The sequence below is a fragment of the Malaciobacter sp. genome (genome assembly GCF_055140965.1).
This window is the reverse complement of record NZ_JBSRRO010000017.1, coordinates 1-18,941: the sequence shown is the minus strand read 5'-3', so window position 1 is coordinate 18,941 and position 18,941 is coordinate 1. Positions and strand designations below refer to the sequence as shown.

Sequence of the window (18,941 nt, the reverse complement as noted above, 5' to 3'; positions counted from 1 at the left end):
TTGTTAAGAATAGCGTTAAGCCCGACAAAAGATATGGATTTAGAAGATTTAAGAATTGCATTACTTAACTATATTATTTCAAAAAAAACAGATGAAGAACTTGTAATTAGAATAGATGATGCTAATAAAAATAAAAATATTGAAGGAAAAGATAAAGAGATATTAGAGCTTTTAAATCTTTTTTCAATAGAGCATTCAAGAATTATCTATCAAAGTGAGAATATTAAATATCATCAAAAATTAGCAATGCAATTAATGACACAAAAAAAAGCTTTTGCATGTTTTTGTAGTGATACAAAACTTAATGAGTTAAAAGAGAGTGCAAAGAAAGAAGGAAAAAATTACAATTATGATGATTTTTGTGCAAATCTTTCAGATGAAATAATATTAGAAGTAAATGCAGCTTTTACAGTAAGAATTAAAAGACCTATTGATAATATAAAACTTATTGATTCACTTAATGGTGAATTTAATTACACTCCAAATGATATAGACTCTTTTATTATTTTAAATCATGATAAAACTCCTACAGCAGAGTATGCTTGTGCTGTTGATGATATGATTTTTAATATTACTACAGTTATAAATAAAAAAGAAGATATATTAAGTGCACCTAGACATATACATATTAGAAACTCTTTAGGCTATGAAAAAGAGATAAACTATATTCATCTGCCAACTATACAAAATGAAAATATTAGTGAAAAAAATAGTTTAAGCTCTGTAAAATGCTTGATTGAAGAAGGTTTTTTACCTGTAGCAATTGCTAATTATCTTGTACTTTTAGGAAATAAAACTCCCAAAGAGATTTTTACATTAGAAGAAGCAGTTCAATGGTTTGAAATTAAAAACATATCAAATAAAGAAGTAGTTTTTGATTTTGAAAAACTTAAAACTATTAATAAAAAACATTTAGAGTTAATTGATGATTTAAGATTATCAAAACTTTTAGGCTTTGCAGATGCGGATATTGGAAAATTGGGAAAATTATTTTTAACTAATGCAAGTACACTAAATGAAATCAAAGAAAAACTAAATCTAATATTTAGTAAAAAAGATCTTTGTAAGAATTTTGAAGATGAATCTAAACAAATTATTAAATGCTTAAAAGAAGCTCCTCATATTGAAGAGTTTAATGAGTTTAAAAAATATATTACTCAAAATACTGGATTAAAAGATAATTCTTTATTAAAACCTTTAAGATATTTATTAACAAAAAAAGAAGATGGAGTTAATTTAAGTGATATTTATCCTTATATTAAAAACTATTTAGGAGAAATTATAAAATGATCGATGCACTATTAAGTTCTGTTTTTACAGTTATTTTAGGAATAATATTTTTATATAAGTGGGTGATTATTATATCTGCTATTTTATCATGGGTTAGACCAGACCCTTATAATCCAATAGTACAAATGCTACATAGGTTAACTGAACCTGCATATGCACTTATAAGAAAATATATTCCAACGGTTTTCGGAGGAATGGATTTAGCACCAATTATTGTTATTTTTATTCTAATCTTCCTAGAAACATTTTTAGGAAAGTTATTTATGGGAATGATGTAAAATGAAAAAAATTCTTTGTTTAGTTTTTATTACTACATTTATATATGCAAATAATATAGAAACTAACAAAGAATCAACTCCTACAAAATCTATTAATAACGAGCAAGAAGAGTTTACTTTAACCCTTGATTGGCTAGAACAAAAACCTAAAACAATAACAAAAGATTTTTATATACTGCAATATTTAAAACAAGATATTACACCAGATGAGGCATTAAAAGCATTAAGTATGGTAAAATATGTTTCAAATCAAATTTTTTATGCTTTTGCTAAAAAATTTAAGCATGATGAAACAACTGCAGTTGTTCAATGTATGCAAGCAAGTGCTAAAGAGCTTATAAATACTTATGATGATTGTATAAAAGCTGGATTATCTTTATATAAAGCCACAAAATTATCTCAAGTTGAATTAAATGAAGCTATTTTAAAAGTAAAAGACAAATACCCTACTTTTGCAAATAAACTTAAAATTCTTGCTTCATCTTTACCTTTTACTAAAACTATTTCAGCATCAAAAGATGATTTTTTTGATATCTATTTAAAAACAGGTAGTCAATTTAAGATTGATTTTTTAAATTATAAACTTCCTAAAAAAACTTTAAATAAAATAAAAAATGACAAAAGAGTAGAAACTTTAATAAAATACTCTATTACTAATCCACAATTAGATCTTTTGAGTAAATCTTTTTTAGGTATTGATGATACAAACTTTAAATCTTTAACATCTTTTTTTCTAGCACTTAATGAAATAAATAATGAAAATTTAAAACAAGCATTAATTTACTTATCAAACTCATATAAGAAAGCTTATAATGATTATGGGAAAAATAGAGCTATTTTTTGGAAATACTTAATCACTTATGATAAAAAGTTTTTAGAAGAGTTATCTTCTTCAAATAATTTTGATATATATTCTCTTTATGCAAAAGAACTTTTAAATAAAAAGATTGATAACATAGTTTATGATATTTCGTTAAAACAAAATGAAGCTATTTCAACTTTTAATACAAAAGATCCATTTTCATGGGTTGATTTAATAATTAATTCAAAAAATATTAATAAAGAAAAACTAAAAGAGTATAAAACAATTTTTTCAAAAGAAGAAACAAAACCATATTTAGTTTATATTTTAAATAAATATTATAAATATACTAAACATTATTTTATCACTCCATACAAAAATTATTTAAGCGAGTATTCAATTCATAGAAAAGCTTTAATTTATGCAATTGCAAGACAAGAAAGTGGTTTTGTACCAGCATCAATTTCAACTGCATTTGCACAAGGTGTTATGCAAATAATGCCGTTTTTAAGTAAGCACATTGCAAAAAAACTTGACGAGCCATATGATATTTATAAACTATTTGATGCGAAAACAAACTTAAAGTATGCAAATTATCATCTTGATAATTTAGAAAAGAATTTAGATAATCCTTTGTTTATTGCATACTCATATAATGGTGGATATGGTTATTTTAAGTATCAAAAAAAGCTAGGATTGTTCACAAAAAATAACGATTTTGAACCATTTATGAGTATGGAGCTAATCTCTTATGATGAAACAAGAGAATATGGTAAAAAAGTATTGGCAAACTATTATATTTATAAAAATTATTTAGATAATAAAAATGAATTTAAATTATCTTCTATTTTTGAAAACTTAATTGAGTCTGACCAAAATTAGCTTTTTCAAGTTTTAATATCATACTACCCTCTTCTTGTTTTTCAAACTCAACTTTATAATATCTTCCCCAAGGATTTTTTATAGGTAATGACTTTATTAATTCAGATTTTTCATCAACTAGTACTTTATCCAAAGCTTCTTTACCATTTAAAGTAATTTGAAAACCCTCTTGCAAAAAATTTTGTGTTTTGCTATTTATTAAATAAACACCAATTAAAAACTCTTCTTTATCACTATTTAAATCCCTATTAATTTTATTTAAATAACTTGCAAAAAACTGTACTTTAGGTTCATTTGATATTTTAATATCACTTTTTTTAGTAAATTGAAGTGCATTAGAATTTCTTATGTTCTCTTTTTTAAAATTTAATAATGCATGATTTGTTGTACAAGCATTAAAAAGTAAACTAGAAACAAAAAGACTAGATATTAAAATTTTTTTCATATATTATCTCCATATTTATTTAAGAAAGTTATTTTACACTAAAGATACTTTAACCATCATTTGGATAAAATCCAGCCTATGAGTAATAAGAAATATAAAAAATTAGCTGTTGCTTTTTCTGGTCCGTCAAATAGTGGAAAAACAACTTTAATAGTAAAGGTATCAAACATACTTCAAGATAAAGGCAATAAAGTATGTATTGTAAAACATGATCCAAAAGATAAAGCTAGATTTGATACTCCAGGAAAAGATAGTGATAAGTTTTCTCAAACAGGTGCAAATGTTGCAGTTGTTTCACCAAATAGAACAACTTTATTTAAACAAGAATCTTCTTCAATTGATGAGTTAATTGAGCTTTTTGGTGACTTTGATTATTTATTAGTTGAGGGCTTAAAAACTCTTCCTCTTCCTAGAATATCAATATTTAGAAACTCTTTAGATGAAAAATATTTTGATGTTACAGATGCAATAGCTTTTGATAAAACAATCAATAGTGATGATATTCCTTCAAATATTGATAAACTTGACTTAAATAACCCAGAAGAGATTATACAATGGGTAGAAAAAAATTCAAAGAGAGTATAAAATGACAGAGATTTTTGATGCTATAAAAAAATCAGCAATAGATATAAAGAATTTAATTGAAACTGGTGATACTAGTAAAAGTACAAATGAGAATTCAACTGGTGATACTCAATTAAAATTAGATATTGCAAGTGATGAAATTATAGAGGCAATTTTTAAAAATGTTTCTTGTATTAAAGCTATTGTTAGTGAAGAACAAGAAAAAATTGTACCTTTAAATGAAAATGGAAAATACTTAATAGCTTATGATCCTTTAGATGGTTCATCACTTGTTGATGTAAATCTTTCAGTTGGTTCAATTTTTGGTATTTATGAAAATGATTTCACAGGTAATAATTTAGTTGCTGCTGCATATGTTGTTTATGGGCCAAGGGTTGAACTTGTAATTGCCACAGATGATGTTAAAATGTATAGACTAATAAATAATGAGTTTAAATTTATGCAAGAACTTAAACTTAATGAAAAAGGTAAATTAAATGCACCAGGTTCTACACAAAACTGCTGGGCTGCTTTTCATAAGAAAATGATTGATGAAATTTTTGAAGATGGATATAGATTAAGATATTCAGGAGGAATGGTTCCTGATTTACATCAGATTTTACTAAAAGGTGGTGGTCTTTTTTCATATCCAGGAACAACAGACAGACCAAAAGGAAAATTAAGACAACTTTTTGAAGTTTTTCCTTTTGCTTATATTTATGAAAAAGCAAATGGACAAGCAATTGATGGATTTAAAAGAGCTTTAGAAGTAGAAACTACTCATATTCATGATACTACTCCTTGTTTTTTTGGTTCAAATGAAGAGATAAAAAAAGTTTTAAAAGTATATAAAGAAAATGCAAAATAATAATCCTAACGAAATTATAATTGATGAATGGGACTTAAAGCTAGAAGAAGCTTTAAAAGGATTAAAACAGTGCCAAAATTCAAAAGAGCTTGAATCTTGTAAATCTTGCTCTTTGTTTTTTGAGTGCGAATTAAGAAAAAAATATGTATTAGCTGTTTATGAGTCAATGAATAAGGGCTCTGGCGGTGGATTTGAATTTTAATTAAGAGGTAAAAAATGGAAGAAACTTGTAAAAATGTATATATCACAACACCAATTTATTACGTAAATGACGTGGCACACATAGGTCACGCTTATACTACTATTATCGCAGATATGCTAGCAAGATACTCTAGGCTTACTGGTCATAACACTTACTTTCTAACAGGTACAGATGAGCATGGTCAAAAAATTGCTCAAAGTGCTCAAGCTAGGGGTAAAACACCAAAAGAGTATGCAGATGAAGTATCTGGAAAATTTAAAAAATTATGGGATGACTTTGATATTACTTATGATAAGTTTATTAGAACAACAGATGAACAACACAAATTAGGTGCTCAAAAAGCATTTGAAAAGATGTATGAAAAAGGTGATATATATAAAGGTGAATATGAAGGATTTTATTGTGTATCTTGTGAAACATTTTTTACAGAAAAACAATTAATTGATGAACAATTTTGTCCTGACTGTGGTAAGCCAACTTCAATAGTAAAAGAAGAGAGTTTCTTTTTTAAACTATCAGCTTATGAAGATAAACTACTAAAATGGTATGAAGAGAACGAAGATTGTATTTTACCAAGATCTAAAAAGAATGAAATTATTAATTTTGTAAAAGGTGGCTTAAGAGATCTTTCTATTTCAAGAACATCTTTTGAGTGGGGAGTAAAACTTCCTGATTCTATAAATGAACCAAAACATGTAATGTATGTTTGGCTTGATGCGCTAATTAATTATATTTCAGCACTTGGTTATGGAGGAGATAAAAAAGAGTTTAATTTTTGGCCAGCAAGTATTCATTTAGTTGGAAAAGATATTTTAAGATTTCACTCAATTTATTGGCCAGCATTTTTAATGAGTTTAGAACTTCCTTTACCAAAACACATTGCAGCACATGGTTGGTGGACAAGAGATGGTGAAAAGATGTCTAAATCAAAAGGGAATGTTGTTGATCCAAAAGAAGTAGCTGATGCTTATGGATTAGATGCTTTTAGATATTTTATATTAAGAGAAGTTCCTTTTGGTCAAGATGGTGATTTTTCACAAAAAGCACTAATTGATAGAATTAACTCTGATTTAGGAAATGATTTAGGAAATTTATTAAATAGAATTTCTGGTATGAGTGGAAAATATTTTGATTTCAAAATTGATTCTGCAAATGTAGAAAAATATCATAAAAAAGAGTTAGATGAAGTTAACTCTATTTTAGAAAATGTAGAAGATTTGATTTTCAATATGCAAATCAATAGATATCTTGAAGAGATATGGAAAGTTTTAACAATAGCAAATAAAGCAATTGGTGATTATGAGCCATGGACAAAAATGAAAGAAGGTAAAACAGATGAAGCTATGGCACTTGTAGCATTAATTACAAATATTATGGCAAAATGTGCAATTTTACTTCAATCTGTTATGCCTGAAAAGATTTCTAAGATTGCACAATCTTTGGGAATAAATATAAATACAAAGCTATATAAAGAACTAATAGTAAATAAAGGTTTATTATCAACTACTACAATTACAAAAGTTGAGCAACTTTTTCCAAGAATTGAAGAGCCTATATTAAAAGGTGCTCCTGAAGTTAAAAAAGACAAAAACGAAGTTGAACAAAAAGAAGAAATAGTAGAAGAAGATAATCTAATTACTATTGATAAATTTTTTGAAACAACAATAAAAGTTGGAACAATTGTTGATGCAGTTGAAGTACCAAAATCTAAAAAACTTCTAAAACTACAAGTAGATGTAGGAGAAGAAAAAAATAGACAAGTATTAGCAGGAATAAAAGAGTTTTATAAAGCTGAAGATTTAATTGGAACTCAAGCTTGTGTTGTTGCAAACTTAAAACCTGCAAAACTAATGGGTATGCTAAGTGAAGGTATGCTTTTAGCTGCAAAAGATGAAAATGGTTTATGTCTAATTAGACCTGAGAAAACAAAAATTTCTGGAACTAAAATAAGCTAGTGAAAGTATCATCAATAATCGATATTGTAGATGGAGAGACTCTAAACTCTCCTTCTATTTCATTTATATATAATATTAAACTTGAAGCTTTGAAAGTAAAAGAAGGTGATCTTTTTGTTGCAAAAAATCTAGATGATATAAATTTAGCAATTGAAAATGGCGCTTTTTTAATATTAGTTGATTCAAATGTAAAAGTTACAGATTTTGAGATTGCTTGGATTAAAGTTAATAACTTAGATGAAGCATTAATTAAACTTATAAGATTTAAGCTATCAAATTATGATTTATATGCTTATAATTGCAAAAAAACTATTTTTAATTTTATTCATTGCCTTAAAAATTCTCATAATACACAAATAAAACTTATTAAAAATATTGATGATGCATTGAAGATTTTGGATTATATAGAAGATAAAGATAAACTTATTTTTTGTAATAATAAACTCATGAATAATTTATATCCAAAAAATCAACAAATACCATTTGTAAAAAAAGAAGATATCAAAAATATTATTAAACATACTATTTTTGAAACATCATTTACATACAAAGATATATATTTTCAAAAAATAAAAGTTTCAACACTATATATAGAAGAGTTGCTTTCAGCATGGGAATTTCTAAATGATGAAGTAGATTTTTCAAAGCTAAAAAATTCAACTTTACTTAGACCACTTTTTGTTGATAAATTTATAAATCAAACTGAGTTTGGTAAAAGCAATAAATTTTTAATTGTTCAAGAAGATAGTGATTTTATTGAAGAAGAGATTAATTATTTAAAGACAAATTACAAATTTGGAATAAAACTTTTTATTACAAATAAGTATATAAATAATTTTTTTGCTAAACAAATTATTCTTGAAGATATTTATAAAGTAAAAGATTATTTAAAAGAAAATCAATTTAATGCTGCATATTTGATTGGATATAAATATGAAGACGTTTTTGAAATAATAAATCAAAAGCAAATGCAAACTACACTTGCTTTTTAATATACCATTCCAAAAGATCCTACAACTTTTCCTAAAATATTAATATCATTTGCTTCTAATATTTGTTTTGGATAATCCTTATTATCAGAGATTATATCTAGCTGACCATCTACTCTTTGTTGAATTCTTTTAACAAAAAGTCCGTGAATTGTTGTAAAAGCATATATTCCTTCTCTTCTTGAATCAACTTTTGTTTTATCTAAGAAAATAATATTCCCAGAATTTAATGTAGGCTCCATTGAATCACCAATAACATTTATAGCATCAATATTTTTTAGATTTTCCTGTCCACCAAGCATTCGTATAAAATATTCAGGTACTTCTAATAACTCTAAACTTTCATCATCTTCATAGGCACCACCACCAGCACTAACTCTAATATCTGGATAATATTTTATCCAATATTTATCTGTAGAATCTAATAAAGAGTTAGGATTTTGATTATATAGTAACCAGTTAATTGAAATTCTTTTTTTTGCACAAAAATCAAGAATATTTTGAAAAGGAATTTTTCCTCTATTTTTCATAGTAGCAAAATTTGCTTGACTTAATTCAAGTTCGTTTGCCACATCTTTATCAAAAACCTTTCCTATTTTGCCATCTGCACTAATTACATCTTTTAATTTCTCAACAATTTCACTTACAATCAACATAAAATCACTCCATACATAAATTTTAAATAATTATATTACAATTTGAAATATTTTTCAATAGTTTTAATAAAAAATATTATAATTTGGCATAAAATTTCAAAAAGGATTAAAAATGGGAGAAAAATTTTTAGATTTTACTGATTTTGTAATGGAAATTATATATAAAATTGATATAATTTTATATAAACTTGGAGAAAAAATTCTTTAAATATTAAATTATTGAAAAAAATCCAAAACTTTAGTAAAAAAGTGGTCATTTATAAATTTTAATAAAGCTACTTTAATATAAAATTGTACTTACAAATTACAGTGGTAACCACGGAGAGTAATATGGAAGAAAATATAATAATTGAAGCACTCAAGTTTATGGTTTTAGGGATGGGAGTTGTATTCTCATTTTTAATAATTTTAATTTTTGTGCTTAAAGGGCAAGCTGCCTTAATAAGTAAGTATTTTCCTGAGAAGGAAAAACAACCTGTAAAAAAACCGCAAGCACCTGTTGCTTCTAATTCTACAAAAATAGCTGCTATCGTAGCTGCTGTTCAACATCATGAAAATCTTAAAGGTTAATATAAAATGGCGAAGAAATATATAGATGTCATGGATACTACTTTTAGAGATGGATTTCAATCTGTCTTTGGTGGTAGAGTTCTAATGGAGGATTTCTTTCCAGCTGTTGAAGCTGCGAAAGATGCTGGAATAACTCACTTTGAGTTTGGTGGAGGAGCAAGATTTCAATCTTTATTCTTCTATTTAAGAGAGAATGCTTTTGATATGATGGATAGATTTAGAGAAATAGTCGGTCCTGATGCAAATCTTCAAACTTTAGCAAGAGGAATAAACACAGTTATGCTTGATACAGGTTCAAGGGAGCTTGTTGAAATGCATGCAAAAATGTTTGCAAAACATGGTGTTTCTACTATTAGAAACTTTGATGCATTAAATGATGTTCAAAACTTGGAATATTCTGCTGAATGTATTAAAAAGTATAATTTAAATCATGAAGTAGTTGTAACACTAATGGACTTACCTCCTGGCTGTGTTGGAGCACATGATGTGCCTTTTTATGAAAAAACTTTAAGAAATATTTTAGATAGTAATGTACCTTATGATTCAATTTGTTTCAAAGATGCTTCAGGTACAAGTTCTCCTCAAAAGATTTACGAAACTATTAAAATGGCAAGAAAACTTGTTGGTGATGATACACATATAAGACTTCATACTCATGAAACTGCTGGTGTATCAATAGCTTGTTATTTAGCTGCACTAGAAGCAGGAGCTGATGGTATTGACTTAGCTGCAAGTCCAGTTAGTGGAGGTACATCTCAACCTGATATTTTAACAATGTTACATGCAGTAAAAGGCAAGAATTATGATCTTGGTGGACTTGAGACTGAAAAAGTATTAAAGTATCAAGAAGTTTTAGCTGATTGTTTAAAAGATTACTTTATTCCACCAGAAGCTACTCAAGTATCTCCTTTAATTCCTTTCTCACCAATGCCTGGTGGAGCTTTAACAGCAAATACACAAATGATGAGAGATAATGGAACTTTAGATAAATTCCCAGATGTAATTAAAGCAATGAGAGAAGTTGTAGAAAAAGGTGGATATGGAACATCTGTTACTCCTGTTTCTCAATTTTATTGGCAACAAGCATATGCAAATGTAATGTTTGGACCATGGAAACAAATAGCTCCAGGTTATGGAAAAATGGTACTTGGATATTTTGGAAAAACTCCTACAAAACCAGATGAAGAGGTAGTAAAACTAGCTTCTGAGAAATTAAAACTAGAACCAACTTCTGAAAATCCTTTAGATATAGCAGATAGAGATGAAAAAAAGACTATGGCATATTGGGAAAATAGATTAAATGAAGAAAATATTGAAACTACAGAAGAAAATATTTTTATTGCAGCAGCATGCGATGAAAAAGGGATTGCATTCTTAAAAGGTGATAGTCCTTTAAGTGTAAGAAAAAATGAAAAAGTTTGTAAACAAGGGGAAAGTAAAAATATGAATAATGCTAGTGGAAACTACACTGTAGTAGTAGATGGACAAAAGTTTAATGTAACAGTTGCAGAAGGTGATGCCAATATTCAAATTACTCCAGCAGAAACATCAAAAAAAGAAACTGTAGAAACTTCTACAGAAAATCAACAAGAAGTTCCAGCTGCAGTTAATGGTAATGTTTGGAAGATTCTAGTTAAAGAAGGTGAAAAAGTTGAAAAAGATCAAAAACTAATGATTTTAGAAGCTATGAAAATGGAAATTGATATTACTGCGCCACAAGCAGGTACAGTTTCAAAAATATTAGTATCTCAAAATGAAGCAGTTGATGAGGGACAATCTTTAGCTATTATTAGCTAATAAATGGAGTAATGATGAAGAAAAATCTAATTATATCAATTTTTGTTTTTTTGATGAGTATCTGCAGTGTTAATACACTTGCAGCTACTACAAGTCATGAAACTACACAAACTGAAGAAACAGAATATGAATCAAGAACTTTACCAGAATTAATTAAGTCATTTTATCATACTACAGGACTTAATGCTATTGTTAATCCAAAAGAGGGAGTAAAAGATTCTCATGGAGAAGACATGACTCTTTTTGCTCAAAGCTTTGGTAGAGTACTTATGATTATTATTTGTTTTGTACTATTTTATTTAGCAATAAAAAAAGGATTTGAACCCTTACTTTTAATTCCAATTGGTTTTGGTGGAATATTAGCTAATATACCCATTGCAAATATTGCCGGTGATCATGGTATGCTTGGTATTATTTACAATATGGGTATTGCAAATGAATTTTTCCCTTTATTGATATTTATGGGTGTTGGGGCAATGACTGACTTTGGTCCTCTTCTTGCAAATCCTAAAACTGCACTATTAGGTGGAGCAGCGCAATTTGGTATATTTGGTTCTTTAGTTGGTGCAGTTGTACTTTCACAATATGTTCCTGGAATTGAGTTTAGTTTACAACAAGCTGCTGCTATTTCTATTATTGGTGGAGCAGATGGACCAACATCTATTTTTATAGCTTCTGCACTAGCTCCTGAATTATTAGGTGCAATTGCAGTTGCTGCATATTCATATATGGCACTAGTTCCAGTTATTCAACCTCCAATTATGAGAGCACTTACAACTGATGCAGAAAGAAAAATAAAAATGAGATCAATGAGAAAAGTTTCTAAACTTGAAAAAATTGTTTTTCCTATTGTTGTTTTAGTGCTTACTTTACTGATTTTACCGGATGCTTCACCACTAATTGGTGCACTTTGTTTTGGTAATTTTGCAAAAGAATCAGGAGTTGTTGAGAGACTTTCTGATACAATGCAAAACGCATTAATTAACATAGTTACAATTTTTTTAGGACTAGGAGTTGGTTCAAAACTTGCTGCTGAACAATTTTTAGTTGCTGAGACTATGGGAATTATGGTAATTGGACTAGTTGCATTTGCTGCGGGTACTGCTGCAGGGCTTATTATGGCTAAGATTATGAATAAAGTTAGTTCAAAAGACAATCAAATAAACCCATTAATTGGTGCAGCTGGAGTATCAGCCGTTCCAATGGCTGCAAGAGTTGTAAGTAAAGAAGGACAAAAATATGACCCTTCAAATATTATGCTTATGCATGCAATGGGTCCAAATGTTGCTGGAGTTATAGGTTCTGCCGTAGCTGCTGGTGTACTTTTATCGATTTTTAAATAATAATATAATAATAAATAGTAGGAAAGAAGTATAAATGCCTGATATAGAAAACTCACTTGGACTTGAGAATGTAGGGAAAGTCTATAGAAATCTTGATATAGACACCCTAATAAAACACGCTGTAGATAATGAAGGTGCTAAAGTTTCATCAACTGGTGCACTAATGATTGATACTGGTATCTTTACAGGAAGAAGCCCTAAAGATAAATTTTTTGTAAATCAAGACCCATCAAATAAATATATTTCTTGGGGTGATATAAATCAAGCTGTTACAAAAGATGTTTATGAGGATTTATTAACAAATTCTAAAAAACAGTTAAGTAATAAAGATTTATATGTAACAGATGTTTATTGTGGTGCTAGTTTAGATAGTAGAAAATCTGTTAGATTTATTACAGAAGTTGCTTGGCAAGCTCATTTTATTCAAAATATGTTTATTGTTCCACAAACAAAAGAAGAATTAGATAATTTTAAACCTGAGTTTACAATATATAATTCTTGTAAAACAATTGATAAATCTTATGTTAGTCATAACTTACACTCTGAGGTTTATGTAGTATTTAATGTAGAAGAAAACTGTGCAATCATCGGTGGTACTTGGTATGCAGGTGAAATGAAAAAAGGTGTTTTTTCTATGATGAACTATTGGCTTCCTTTAGAGGGAAAATTATCTATGCATTGTTCTGCAAATATTGGAAAAGATGGTGATACTGCCCTATTCTTTGGTCTTTCAGGAACTGGAAAAACTACATTATCAACTGACCCAAACAGAGCTTTAATTGGTGATGATGAACATGGCTGGGATGATAATGGAATTTTCAACTTTGAGGGTGGTTGTTATGCAAAAGTAATTAATCTTGATGAAAAATCTGAACCTGAAATTTTTGGTGCTATTAAAAAAGGTGCTATTTTAGAAAATGTAATATATGACGAAAATGGTGTTGTTGATTATACAGATGGTAGTAAAACAGAAAATACAAGAGTTTCTTATCCTTTAGAGCATATAGAAAACCATACTCCTGATATGAAAGGTGGACATCCACAAAATATCATTTTCTTATGTGCTGATGCATTTGGCATTTTACCTCCTGTTTCAAAACTTACAAGAGATCAAGCTATGTATTACTTTTTAAGTGGTTATACTGCAAAAGTAGCAGGAACAGAAAGAGGTATTACTGAGCCTGTTGCTACTTTCTCATCTTGTTTTGGTGAAGCATTTTTACCATTAAATCCTACTGTATATGCTGAACTTCTAGGTAAAAAAATCGACAAACACAATGTAAATGTCTTTTTAGTAAATACTGGATGGACTGGTGGTCCTTATGGCATTGGTTCAAGAATGAGTATTAAAAATACTAGAGCTTGTATAAATGCAATTTTAGATGGTTCAATTAACTCTTCTGAATTTGAAATGCTTCCATATTTTAATTTGTCAATTCCTAAAACTTTAAGTGGGGTAGATACAGAAGTATTAAATCCAAGAAATACATGGGAAGATAAAGAAGCATATGATGAAACAGCAAAAAAACTTGCAGGAATGTATATAGAAAACTTTAAAAAATATCTTACATTAGAGAGTGAATTTGACTTCACTGCTGCTGGTCCACAACTTTAATTATAAGTAAAAGAAGTAGATAAAACTACTTCTTTTATATAAAAACTAGTTAGAATCTATTTTAACTAACCTTCTATTTGTATCTCTTCACAAATTTCTAATCCAAAACCTTGAAGTCCAACAAATGAATGTTTACCTCCACTTGTCATAAGTTTTATCTTTTTAATATTTAAACTATTTAAAATTTGTGCTCCAATACCATAATCTTTTTGTGATTCTTTATTTGTTCTTTTATCACTTAAAAAGATAAGTATTCCACCTTTTGCTTGTAAAAAATTAATTGTTTTAAGTAATGAGTGTATTTTCTCACCATTTAAAAACAGTTCTATATCAGGGATAATTGTATGAAACTTTACATGAGATATATCATTTAATTCTTTAAAAATAATTGCTGTATGAATATTTTCTAAATGGTCTTTAAACTCTTTTTTAATTGCTTTTGAACCAAAAAAATCAATCTCTTCACTAGAGATTTCTTCTACAAGTTTTTCATGAGATAATCTATACTCTACTAAATCTGAAATATAAATTTGTTTTAACTTATGTTTTTGTGCAAAAATATCTAAATCATCTCTTCTTGCCATTGTTCCATCATCTTTCATGATTTCACAAATAACAGCTTCACCATTAAAACCTGCTAGTTTACATAAATCAACACTTCCCTCTGTATGTCCAGTTCTAACTAAAACTCCACCATCTTTTGCAATCAATGGAAAAATATGCCCAGGTCTTACAAGCTCTTGTGGTTTTGAAACAGGATTAGCTAAAATCTTAATAGTATCATCTCTTTCTCCTGCACTAATACCAGTTGCTGCATCAACTGCATCAACAGAAACAGTAAATGCAGTTTCATAAGATGAAGTATTTGACTCAACCATTGGATTTAAATTTAATTTATTAGCTGTCTCTTTTGTTACAGATACGCAGATTAAACCTTTTGCATTTGATGCCATAAAGTTTACTTTATCTGCTGTACTTAAAGCTGCTGCATAAACTAAATCACCTTCATTTTCTCTATCTTCATCATCTAACATGATGACCATATTTCCTTTTTTTATTTCTTCAATCGCTTCTTTTACTCTTTTTATAGCTGACATAATAACTCTTTTTTATATAAATTTCCCTAATATTATATCAAAAAATTCAAAAAAAACCATAAAAATGCTTGACAATTTATTTTTTTTTGACTATAATTTCAGGACTTAAAATTTGGGGTATCGCCAAGTGGTAAGGCAACGGCTTTTGGTGCCGTCATTCGTAGGTTCGAATCCTACTACCCCATCCACTTTTAAGACGCGGAATAGAGCAGTCAGGTAGCTCGTCGGGCTCATAACCCGAAGGTCACAAGTTCAAATCTTGTTTCCGCAACCAATCACAATTTTAAATATGTCAAGGTAGCTCAGCTGGCTAGAGCGCTGGTCTCATAAGCCGGAGGTCGAGAGTTCAAGTCTCTCTCTTGACACCATATTAAAATTCATAATTAAAAATTTAAGTTTAATTTAAATTTATTTTTATATAATTCCGCCTGTAATTTTAACACATATTAAAATTATTATTTTGCTGGTGTAGCTCAGTTGGCTAGAGCAGCTGATTTGTAATCAGCAGGTCGTAGGTTCGACTCCTATCACCAGCTCCACTATTATTGGGGTATCGCCAAGTGGTAAGGCAACGGCTTTTGGTGCCGTCATTCGTAGGTTCGAATCCTACTACCCCATCCACTTTTATAGTAGTAAATTATTATATTTTCTGCAATGGTAAGATAAAATTTCATTCAATTATTCATACATTTATATATTATACATTTAAATTCAAACAATTATTCATATTAAATTTTATCTTATCAATTATTTCATCTTAGGAACATTGTTCTCCTTTATAAATTGTAATCATTCAACAATAAACCTACAATAATAATTTTTGTTCCTTTGATGAAATTTTTATTAAAAGAAACTATTCTGTAGCTTCATGAATTGTTTCTTTTGTTTTATTATAAACTTTAGAACTTCCATCTTTAGTTGCTTCCCAAGCATCATTACTATCTTTTTTAATACCTTTCCAAGTAGCACATCCATTAAAAACAAAAATAAGTGCTACAGATAAAAATACTCTTTTCACTTTAATCCTTTATTTTAATAATTAAACACAAATGATAGTAGTAGTGTAGTTTTTAACTCCTTAGAGTATTGTAAAAAGCAAGAAGGGTACTTCTTACTTTTTATAAGATTATATAGTAATCTCTTTAATGTCAGCAATATTTTTAAAAGCTTGATATACTAAGCCTATTAAATTTTTTCTATTTGTTTTTATATCTTCATTTTCATGGTTAACAAATACATTATCAAAGAAATTATCCAATTGAGATTTTAAAGCAAATAACTCATCTAATTGCACTTCATAATCATCAAATTTTTTTGATGTTACTGCTTTATATGCTTCATATAACTCTTTTTCTTCATTATCTTCTAATAAAGCATCTTTTACTTCTAATTTTTTATCTACGTCTATATCTTTTATTATATTAGCAACTCTTTTAAATGTTGTAGATATCTCTTTAAAATCATCACTTTGAACAATTGGATTTAATGCACAAAGTTTTAAAGATATCTTATATATATCTTTTTCACCACTTCCTAAAACTGCTTTTAAAACAGATGGGTTTACTTCAAATATTTTAAATAATCTTTCATTAAAAAAATCTAGAAGTTGTGATTTATCTAAGCCTTTATAATTATTTGCTAAATTAGTTATAATTTTATCTAAATTAATTGATAGTTTATGTTCCATTGCAATTTTTACTATACCTGCTGCTGCTCGTCTTAATCCAAATGGATCTTTTGAACCAGTTGGAATTTTACCTACACTAAACAATCCCATTAAGTTATCAAGCTTATATGATAATGCAACAATTGCAGAAAATTTACTTGATGGTAGGTTTGAGTCTTCTCCATCTGGTAAATATTGCTCTTTTAATGCCATACAAACTAAATCATCTTCATTTGCAATTTTTGCATAATAATAACCCATTAGTCCTTGTAACTCAGTAAATTCATAAACCATTTCAGACATCAAATCAGCTTTACTTAACATAACTGCTTTTTCAAGTAATTTTTTATTTGTTTCATTGAATTCATTTGCTAAATATAAAGCTATTTTTGCTTCTCTTTCACATTTTTCATACATAGAACCAAGACCTTCAACAAATACAAGATTCTTTAATCCTTCATTATTTAAGCCATTTGCAATATCATTTTTGTAAAAAAACATTGCATCTGATAATCTTGGTCTTAGTACTTTTTCATTTCCAGCAACAATTGCACTAAAGTCATCTGTTTTTGAATTTGATACTACAATAAAGTTATTTGATAATTTTCCATCTTTATAAACTGCAAAATATCTTTGATGCTCTTTCATAGATGTAACAATAACTTCTTCAGGTAACTCTAAAAACTCTTCATCAAACTTTCCAATAAGTGCTGTGGGATATTCAGTAATTGCAACGATTTCTTCTAATAAATCTTCATCGATGTCAATTTTCACATCATTTGAAACTTCAATCTTTTTCATTTGCTCTAAGATTATTTTTCTTCTTTCATCTGGATATAATATAACTCCATTTTTATCTAACTTACAGAAATAATCTCCTGCAAAATCATAAGTAAATGGCTCATATGAAACCATTCTATGGGCAAATGAGAAATTAGATGATTTTACTCCAAATAACTCTGCTTCAACAATTTTATTTTCTAAAAGAATAGATAAACTTCTAATAGGTCTTATAAAACTATCAGTTCTACTTCCCCATCTCATTGATTTACCAAAATTTAAAGAGTTAATAAATTCATTTACCATTTCATTTAATAAAGTAACACTTTGTTTTCCTGGCACTTCTTGTTTAAAGTATAAAACAGGACCTTTTCCTTTATCAATTTGCTCTAAATCTTCAACTTCAACACCACATTTTTTAGCAAAACCAATTGCTGCATTTGTTGGTTTATTATCTTTATAAGCAATTTTAATAGGAGCACCAAACTGCTCTACTACACTATTAGCTTGAGAAACAGGAAATTCTCTATGCCATAAAACCAATCTTCTTGGTGTATAAAAGAAATCAAAACCACATAATAATTTATTTTTTTCTAATATATCACTCCATTTTTTTTCAATATTTGCTAACTCTTTTAAAAATGGAATTGCTGGTAATTCTTCAACACCAATCTCAATCAATAATGGTTTATTCATCTATCTTGTCCTTCTTTCTTTTCTCTTTTTCCTCGAGTTTATTTTTATGTTTTTTGATTTCAACTCGTTACCCGTTACCGTCATCCAACTTAACCTTAATTTAAATTTCTTTGTAAAGTTGAATGACTATAGTTACTCAATCTTTAGCTTTAAATAAGTGCTCTCTCCATCTTTAACCTGTATCTCTAACTCCTCTGAACTCTCCCATGAGACCAGTTTAACTCTATATATGCCACTAGGTAACCCTATAAAGTTAACCTCTCCATTGATTGTATAAGCAAAATCCAGACGTTGTTCATACTTTGCTGAATAAAGACCTACATAAACATCATCTAATAAATCCCCTTGATTATCATAGGTAATTATCTTTAAATCTCCCTGCCCCTCACATCCCACTAGAATAGTCATCAAAAGTAATATAATCATAATCAAAAATACTCTTTTAT

At 28.1% G+C, this 18,941-nt stretch carries 18 protein-coding genes and 5 tRNA genes; 17 read left to right on the top strand and 6 right to left on the bottom strand.

The genetic code is table 11. The annotated features are described in order from the left end of the window. Genes gltX through ACTCCZ_RS06600 form a run of 3 tightly spaced genes read left to right on the top strand, consistent with a single transcriptional unit; the run spans nt 1 to nt 3,252 of the window. The gene (gene gltX, locus ACTCCZ_RS06610; RefSeq protein WP_079579849.1) at nt 1-1,290 is read left to right on the top strand and encodes a glutamate--tRNA ligase; all 1,290 of its coding nucleotides are present in this window, start codon (nt 1-3) and stop codon (nt 1,288-1,290) included. Beyond that, on the top strand, nt 1,287-1,568 hold the full coding sequence (locus ACTCCZ_RS06605) for a YggT family protein (RefSeq protein ID WP_079579848.1): 282 nt from the start codon (nt 1,287-1,289) through the stop codon (nt 1,566-1,568). Before gltX ends, ACTCCZ_RS06605 begins: the two co-directional genes overlap by 4 nt. 1 nt (nt 1,569) lies before the next feature. Continuing rightward, nucleotides 1,570-3,252 carry a lytic transglycosylase domain-containing protein gene (locus ACTCCZ_RS06600; RefSeq protein WP_079579847.1) on the top strand — a complete coding sequence of 561 codons (1,683 nt, stop codon included), beginning with the start codon at nt 1,570-1,572 and terminating at the stop codon, nt 3,250-3,252. Here ACTCCZ_RS06600 and ACTCCZ_RS06595 read toward each other — a convergent pair. Further along, entirely contained in the window at nt 3,215-3,697 is a 483-nt protein-coding gene (locus tag ACTCCZ_RS06595; RefSeq protein ID WP_079579846.1) for a hypothetical protein, read from the bottom strand. The two genes, ACTCCZ_RS06600 and ACTCCZ_RS06595, sit on opposite strands and share 38 nt — an antisense overlap. 78 nt (nt 3,698-3,775) lie before the next feature. On the opposite strand from ACTCCZ_RS06595, the gene mobB reads away from it, so the two are divergent. Genes mobB through ACTCCZ_RS06570 form a run of 5 tightly spaced genes read left to right on the top strand, consistent with a single transcriptional unit; the run spans nt 3,776 to nt 8,278 of the window. Further along, the gene (mobB, locus tag ACTCCZ_RS06590; RefSeq protein ID WP_079579845.1) at nt 3,776-4,282 is read left to right on the top strand and encodes a molybdopterin-guanine dinucleotide biosynthesis protein B; all 507 of its coding nucleotides are present in this window, start codon (nt 3,776-3,778) and stop codon (nt 4,280-4,282) included. Between the two features lies 1 nt (nt 4,283). Next, nucleotides 4,284-5,129: a class 1 fructose-bisphosphatase gene (locus ACTCCZ_RS06585; RefSeq protein ID WP_079579844.1), complete on the top strand. Its 846-nt coding sequence runs from the start codon at nt 4,284-4,286 to the stop codon at nt 5,127-5,129. Next, complete coding sequence (locus tag ACTCCZ_RS06580; RefSeq protein ID WP_079579843.1) at nt 5,119-5,331, top strand: hypothetical protein; 213 nt, start codon at nt 5,119-5,121, stop codon at nt 5,329-5,331. Before ACTCCZ_RS06585 ends, ACTCCZ_RS06580 begins: the two co-directional genes overlap by 11 nt. Nucleotides 5,332-5,345: 14 nt before the next feature. Next, nucleotides 5,346-7,286 carry a methionine--tRNA ligase gene (gene metG, locus ACTCCZ_RS06575; protein WP_079579842.1) on the top strand — a complete coding sequence of 647 codons (1,941 nt, stop codon included), beginning with the start codon at nt 5,346-5,348 and terminating at the stop codon, nt 7,284-7,286. After that, nucleotides 7,286-8,278, top strand: a complete 993-nt coding sequence (locus ACTCCZ_RS06570) for a peptidoglycan synthetase (RefSeq protein ID WP_099335234.1) — start codon at nt 7,286-7,288, stop codon at nt 8,276-8,278. The genes metG and ACTCCZ_RS06570 overlap by 1 nt, the downstream gene beginning before the upstream one ends. Here ACTCCZ_RS06570 and ACTCCZ_RS06565 read toward each other — a convergent pair. Next, nucleotides 8,275-8,931 carry a S24 family peptidase gene (locus tag ACTCCZ_RS06565; RefSeq protein ID WP_099335235.1) on the bottom strand — a complete coding sequence of 219 codons (657 nt, stop codon included), beginning with the start codon at nt 8,929-8,931 and terminating at the stop codon, nt 8,275-8,277. The genes ACTCCZ_RS06570 and ACTCCZ_RS06565 overlap by 4 nt on opposite strands. Nucleotides 8,932-9,261: 330 nt before the next feature. Here ACTCCZ_RS06565 and ACTCCZ_RS06560 point away from each other — a divergent pair, with 330 nt between their 5' ends. The 4 genes from ACTCCZ_RS06560 to pckA are packed head-to-tail and all read left to right on the top strand — an operon-like array spanning nt 9,262 to nt 14,256. After that, on the top strand, nt 9,262-9,501 hold the full coding sequence (locus ACTCCZ_RS06560) for an OadG family protein (protein ID WP_079579184.1): 240 nt from the start codon (nt 9,262-9,264) through the stop codon (nt 9,499-9,501). Between the two features lie 6 nt (nt 9,502-9,507). Then, nucleotides 9,508-11,298: a biotin/lipoyl-containing protein gene (locus ACTCCZ_RS06555; RefSeq protein WP_079579182.1), complete on the top strand. Its 1,791-nt coding sequence runs from the start codon at nt 9,508-9,510 to the stop codon at nt 11,296-11,298. A gap of 14 nt (nt 11,299-11,312) precedes the next feature. Next, nucleotides 11,313-12,641, top strand: coding sequence for a sodium ion-translocating decarboxylase subunit beta (locus ACTCCZ_RS06550; protein WP_079579180.1), 1,329 nt, complete (start codon nt 11,313-11,315; stop codon nt 12,639-12,641). A 34-nt stretch (nt 12,642-12,675) separates the two neighbouring features. Next, nucleotides 12,676-14,256, top strand: a complete 1,581-nt coding sequence (gene pckA / locus ACTCCZ_RS06545; protein ID WP_079579178.1) for a phosphoenolpyruvate carboxykinase (ATP) — start codon at nt 12,676-12,678, stop codon at nt 14,254-14,256. A 65-nt stretch (nt 14,257-14,321) separates the two neighbouring features. Here pckA and ACTCCZ_RS06540 read toward each other — a convergent pair whose 3' ends face one another. Then, nucleotides 14,322-15,353, bottom strand: a complete 1,032-nt coding sequence (locus ACTCCZ_RS06540) for a bifunctional 3,4-dihydroxy-2-butanone 4-phosphate synthase/GTP cyclohydrolase II (protein WP_079579176.1) — start codon at nt 15,351-15,353, stop codon at nt 14,322-14,324. A gap of 113 nt (nt 15,354-15,466) precedes the next feature. Here ACTCCZ_RS06540 and ACTCCZ_RS06535 point away from each other — a divergent pair. The 5 genes from ACTCCZ_RS06535 to ACTCCZ_RS06515 all read left to right on the top strand — a co-directional run bounded on the left by ACTCCZ_RS06535 (nt 15,467) and on the right by ACTCCZ_RS06515 (nt 15,974). Further along, a tRNA-Gln gene (locus ACTCCZ_RS06535) sits at nt 15,467-15,541 on the top strand. A gap of 9 nt (nt 15,542-15,550) precedes the next feature. Then, nucleotides 15,551-15,627: transfer RNA gene (locus ACTCCZ_RS06530), tRNA-Met, on the top strand. Between the two features lie 17 nt (nt 15,628-15,644). Further along, a tRNA-Met gene (locus ACTCCZ_RS06525) sits at nt 15,645-15,721 on the top strand. Between the two features lie 94 nt (nt 15,722-15,815). Then, nucleotides 15,816-15,892, top strand: a tRNA-Thr gene (locus tag ACTCCZ_RS06520). A gap of 7 nt (nt 15,893-15,899) precedes the next feature. Further along, a tRNA-Gln gene (locus tag ACTCCZ_RS06515) sits at nt 15,900-15,974 on the top strand. Between the two features lie 232 nt (nt 15,975-16,206). On the opposite strand, the gene ACTCCZ_RS06510 is transcribed toward ACTCCZ_RS06515, so the two are convergent. The 3 genes from ACTCCZ_RS06510 to ACTCCZ_RS06500 form a co-directional block, all read right to left on the bottom strand. After that, entirely contained in the window at nt 16,207-16,371 is a 165-nt protein-coding gene (locus tag ACTCCZ_RS06510; RefSeq protein ID WP_165773084.1) for a hypothetical protein, read from the bottom strand. Between the two features lie 108 nt (nt 16,372-16,479). Next, the gene (glyS, locus tag ACTCCZ_RS06505) at nt 16,480-18,495 is read right to left on the bottom strand and encodes a glycine--tRNA ligase subunit beta (protein ID WP_079579174.1); all 2,016 of its coding nucleotides are present in this window, start codon (nt 18,493-18,495) and stop codon (nt 16,480-16,482) included. A gap of 132 nt (nt 18,496-18,627) precedes the next feature. Beyond that, nucleotides 18,628-18,941: hypothetical protein (locus tag ACTCCZ_RS06500; RefSeq protein ID WP_463187210.1), on the bottom strand; the 314-nt coding region annotated here is incomplete at its 5' end.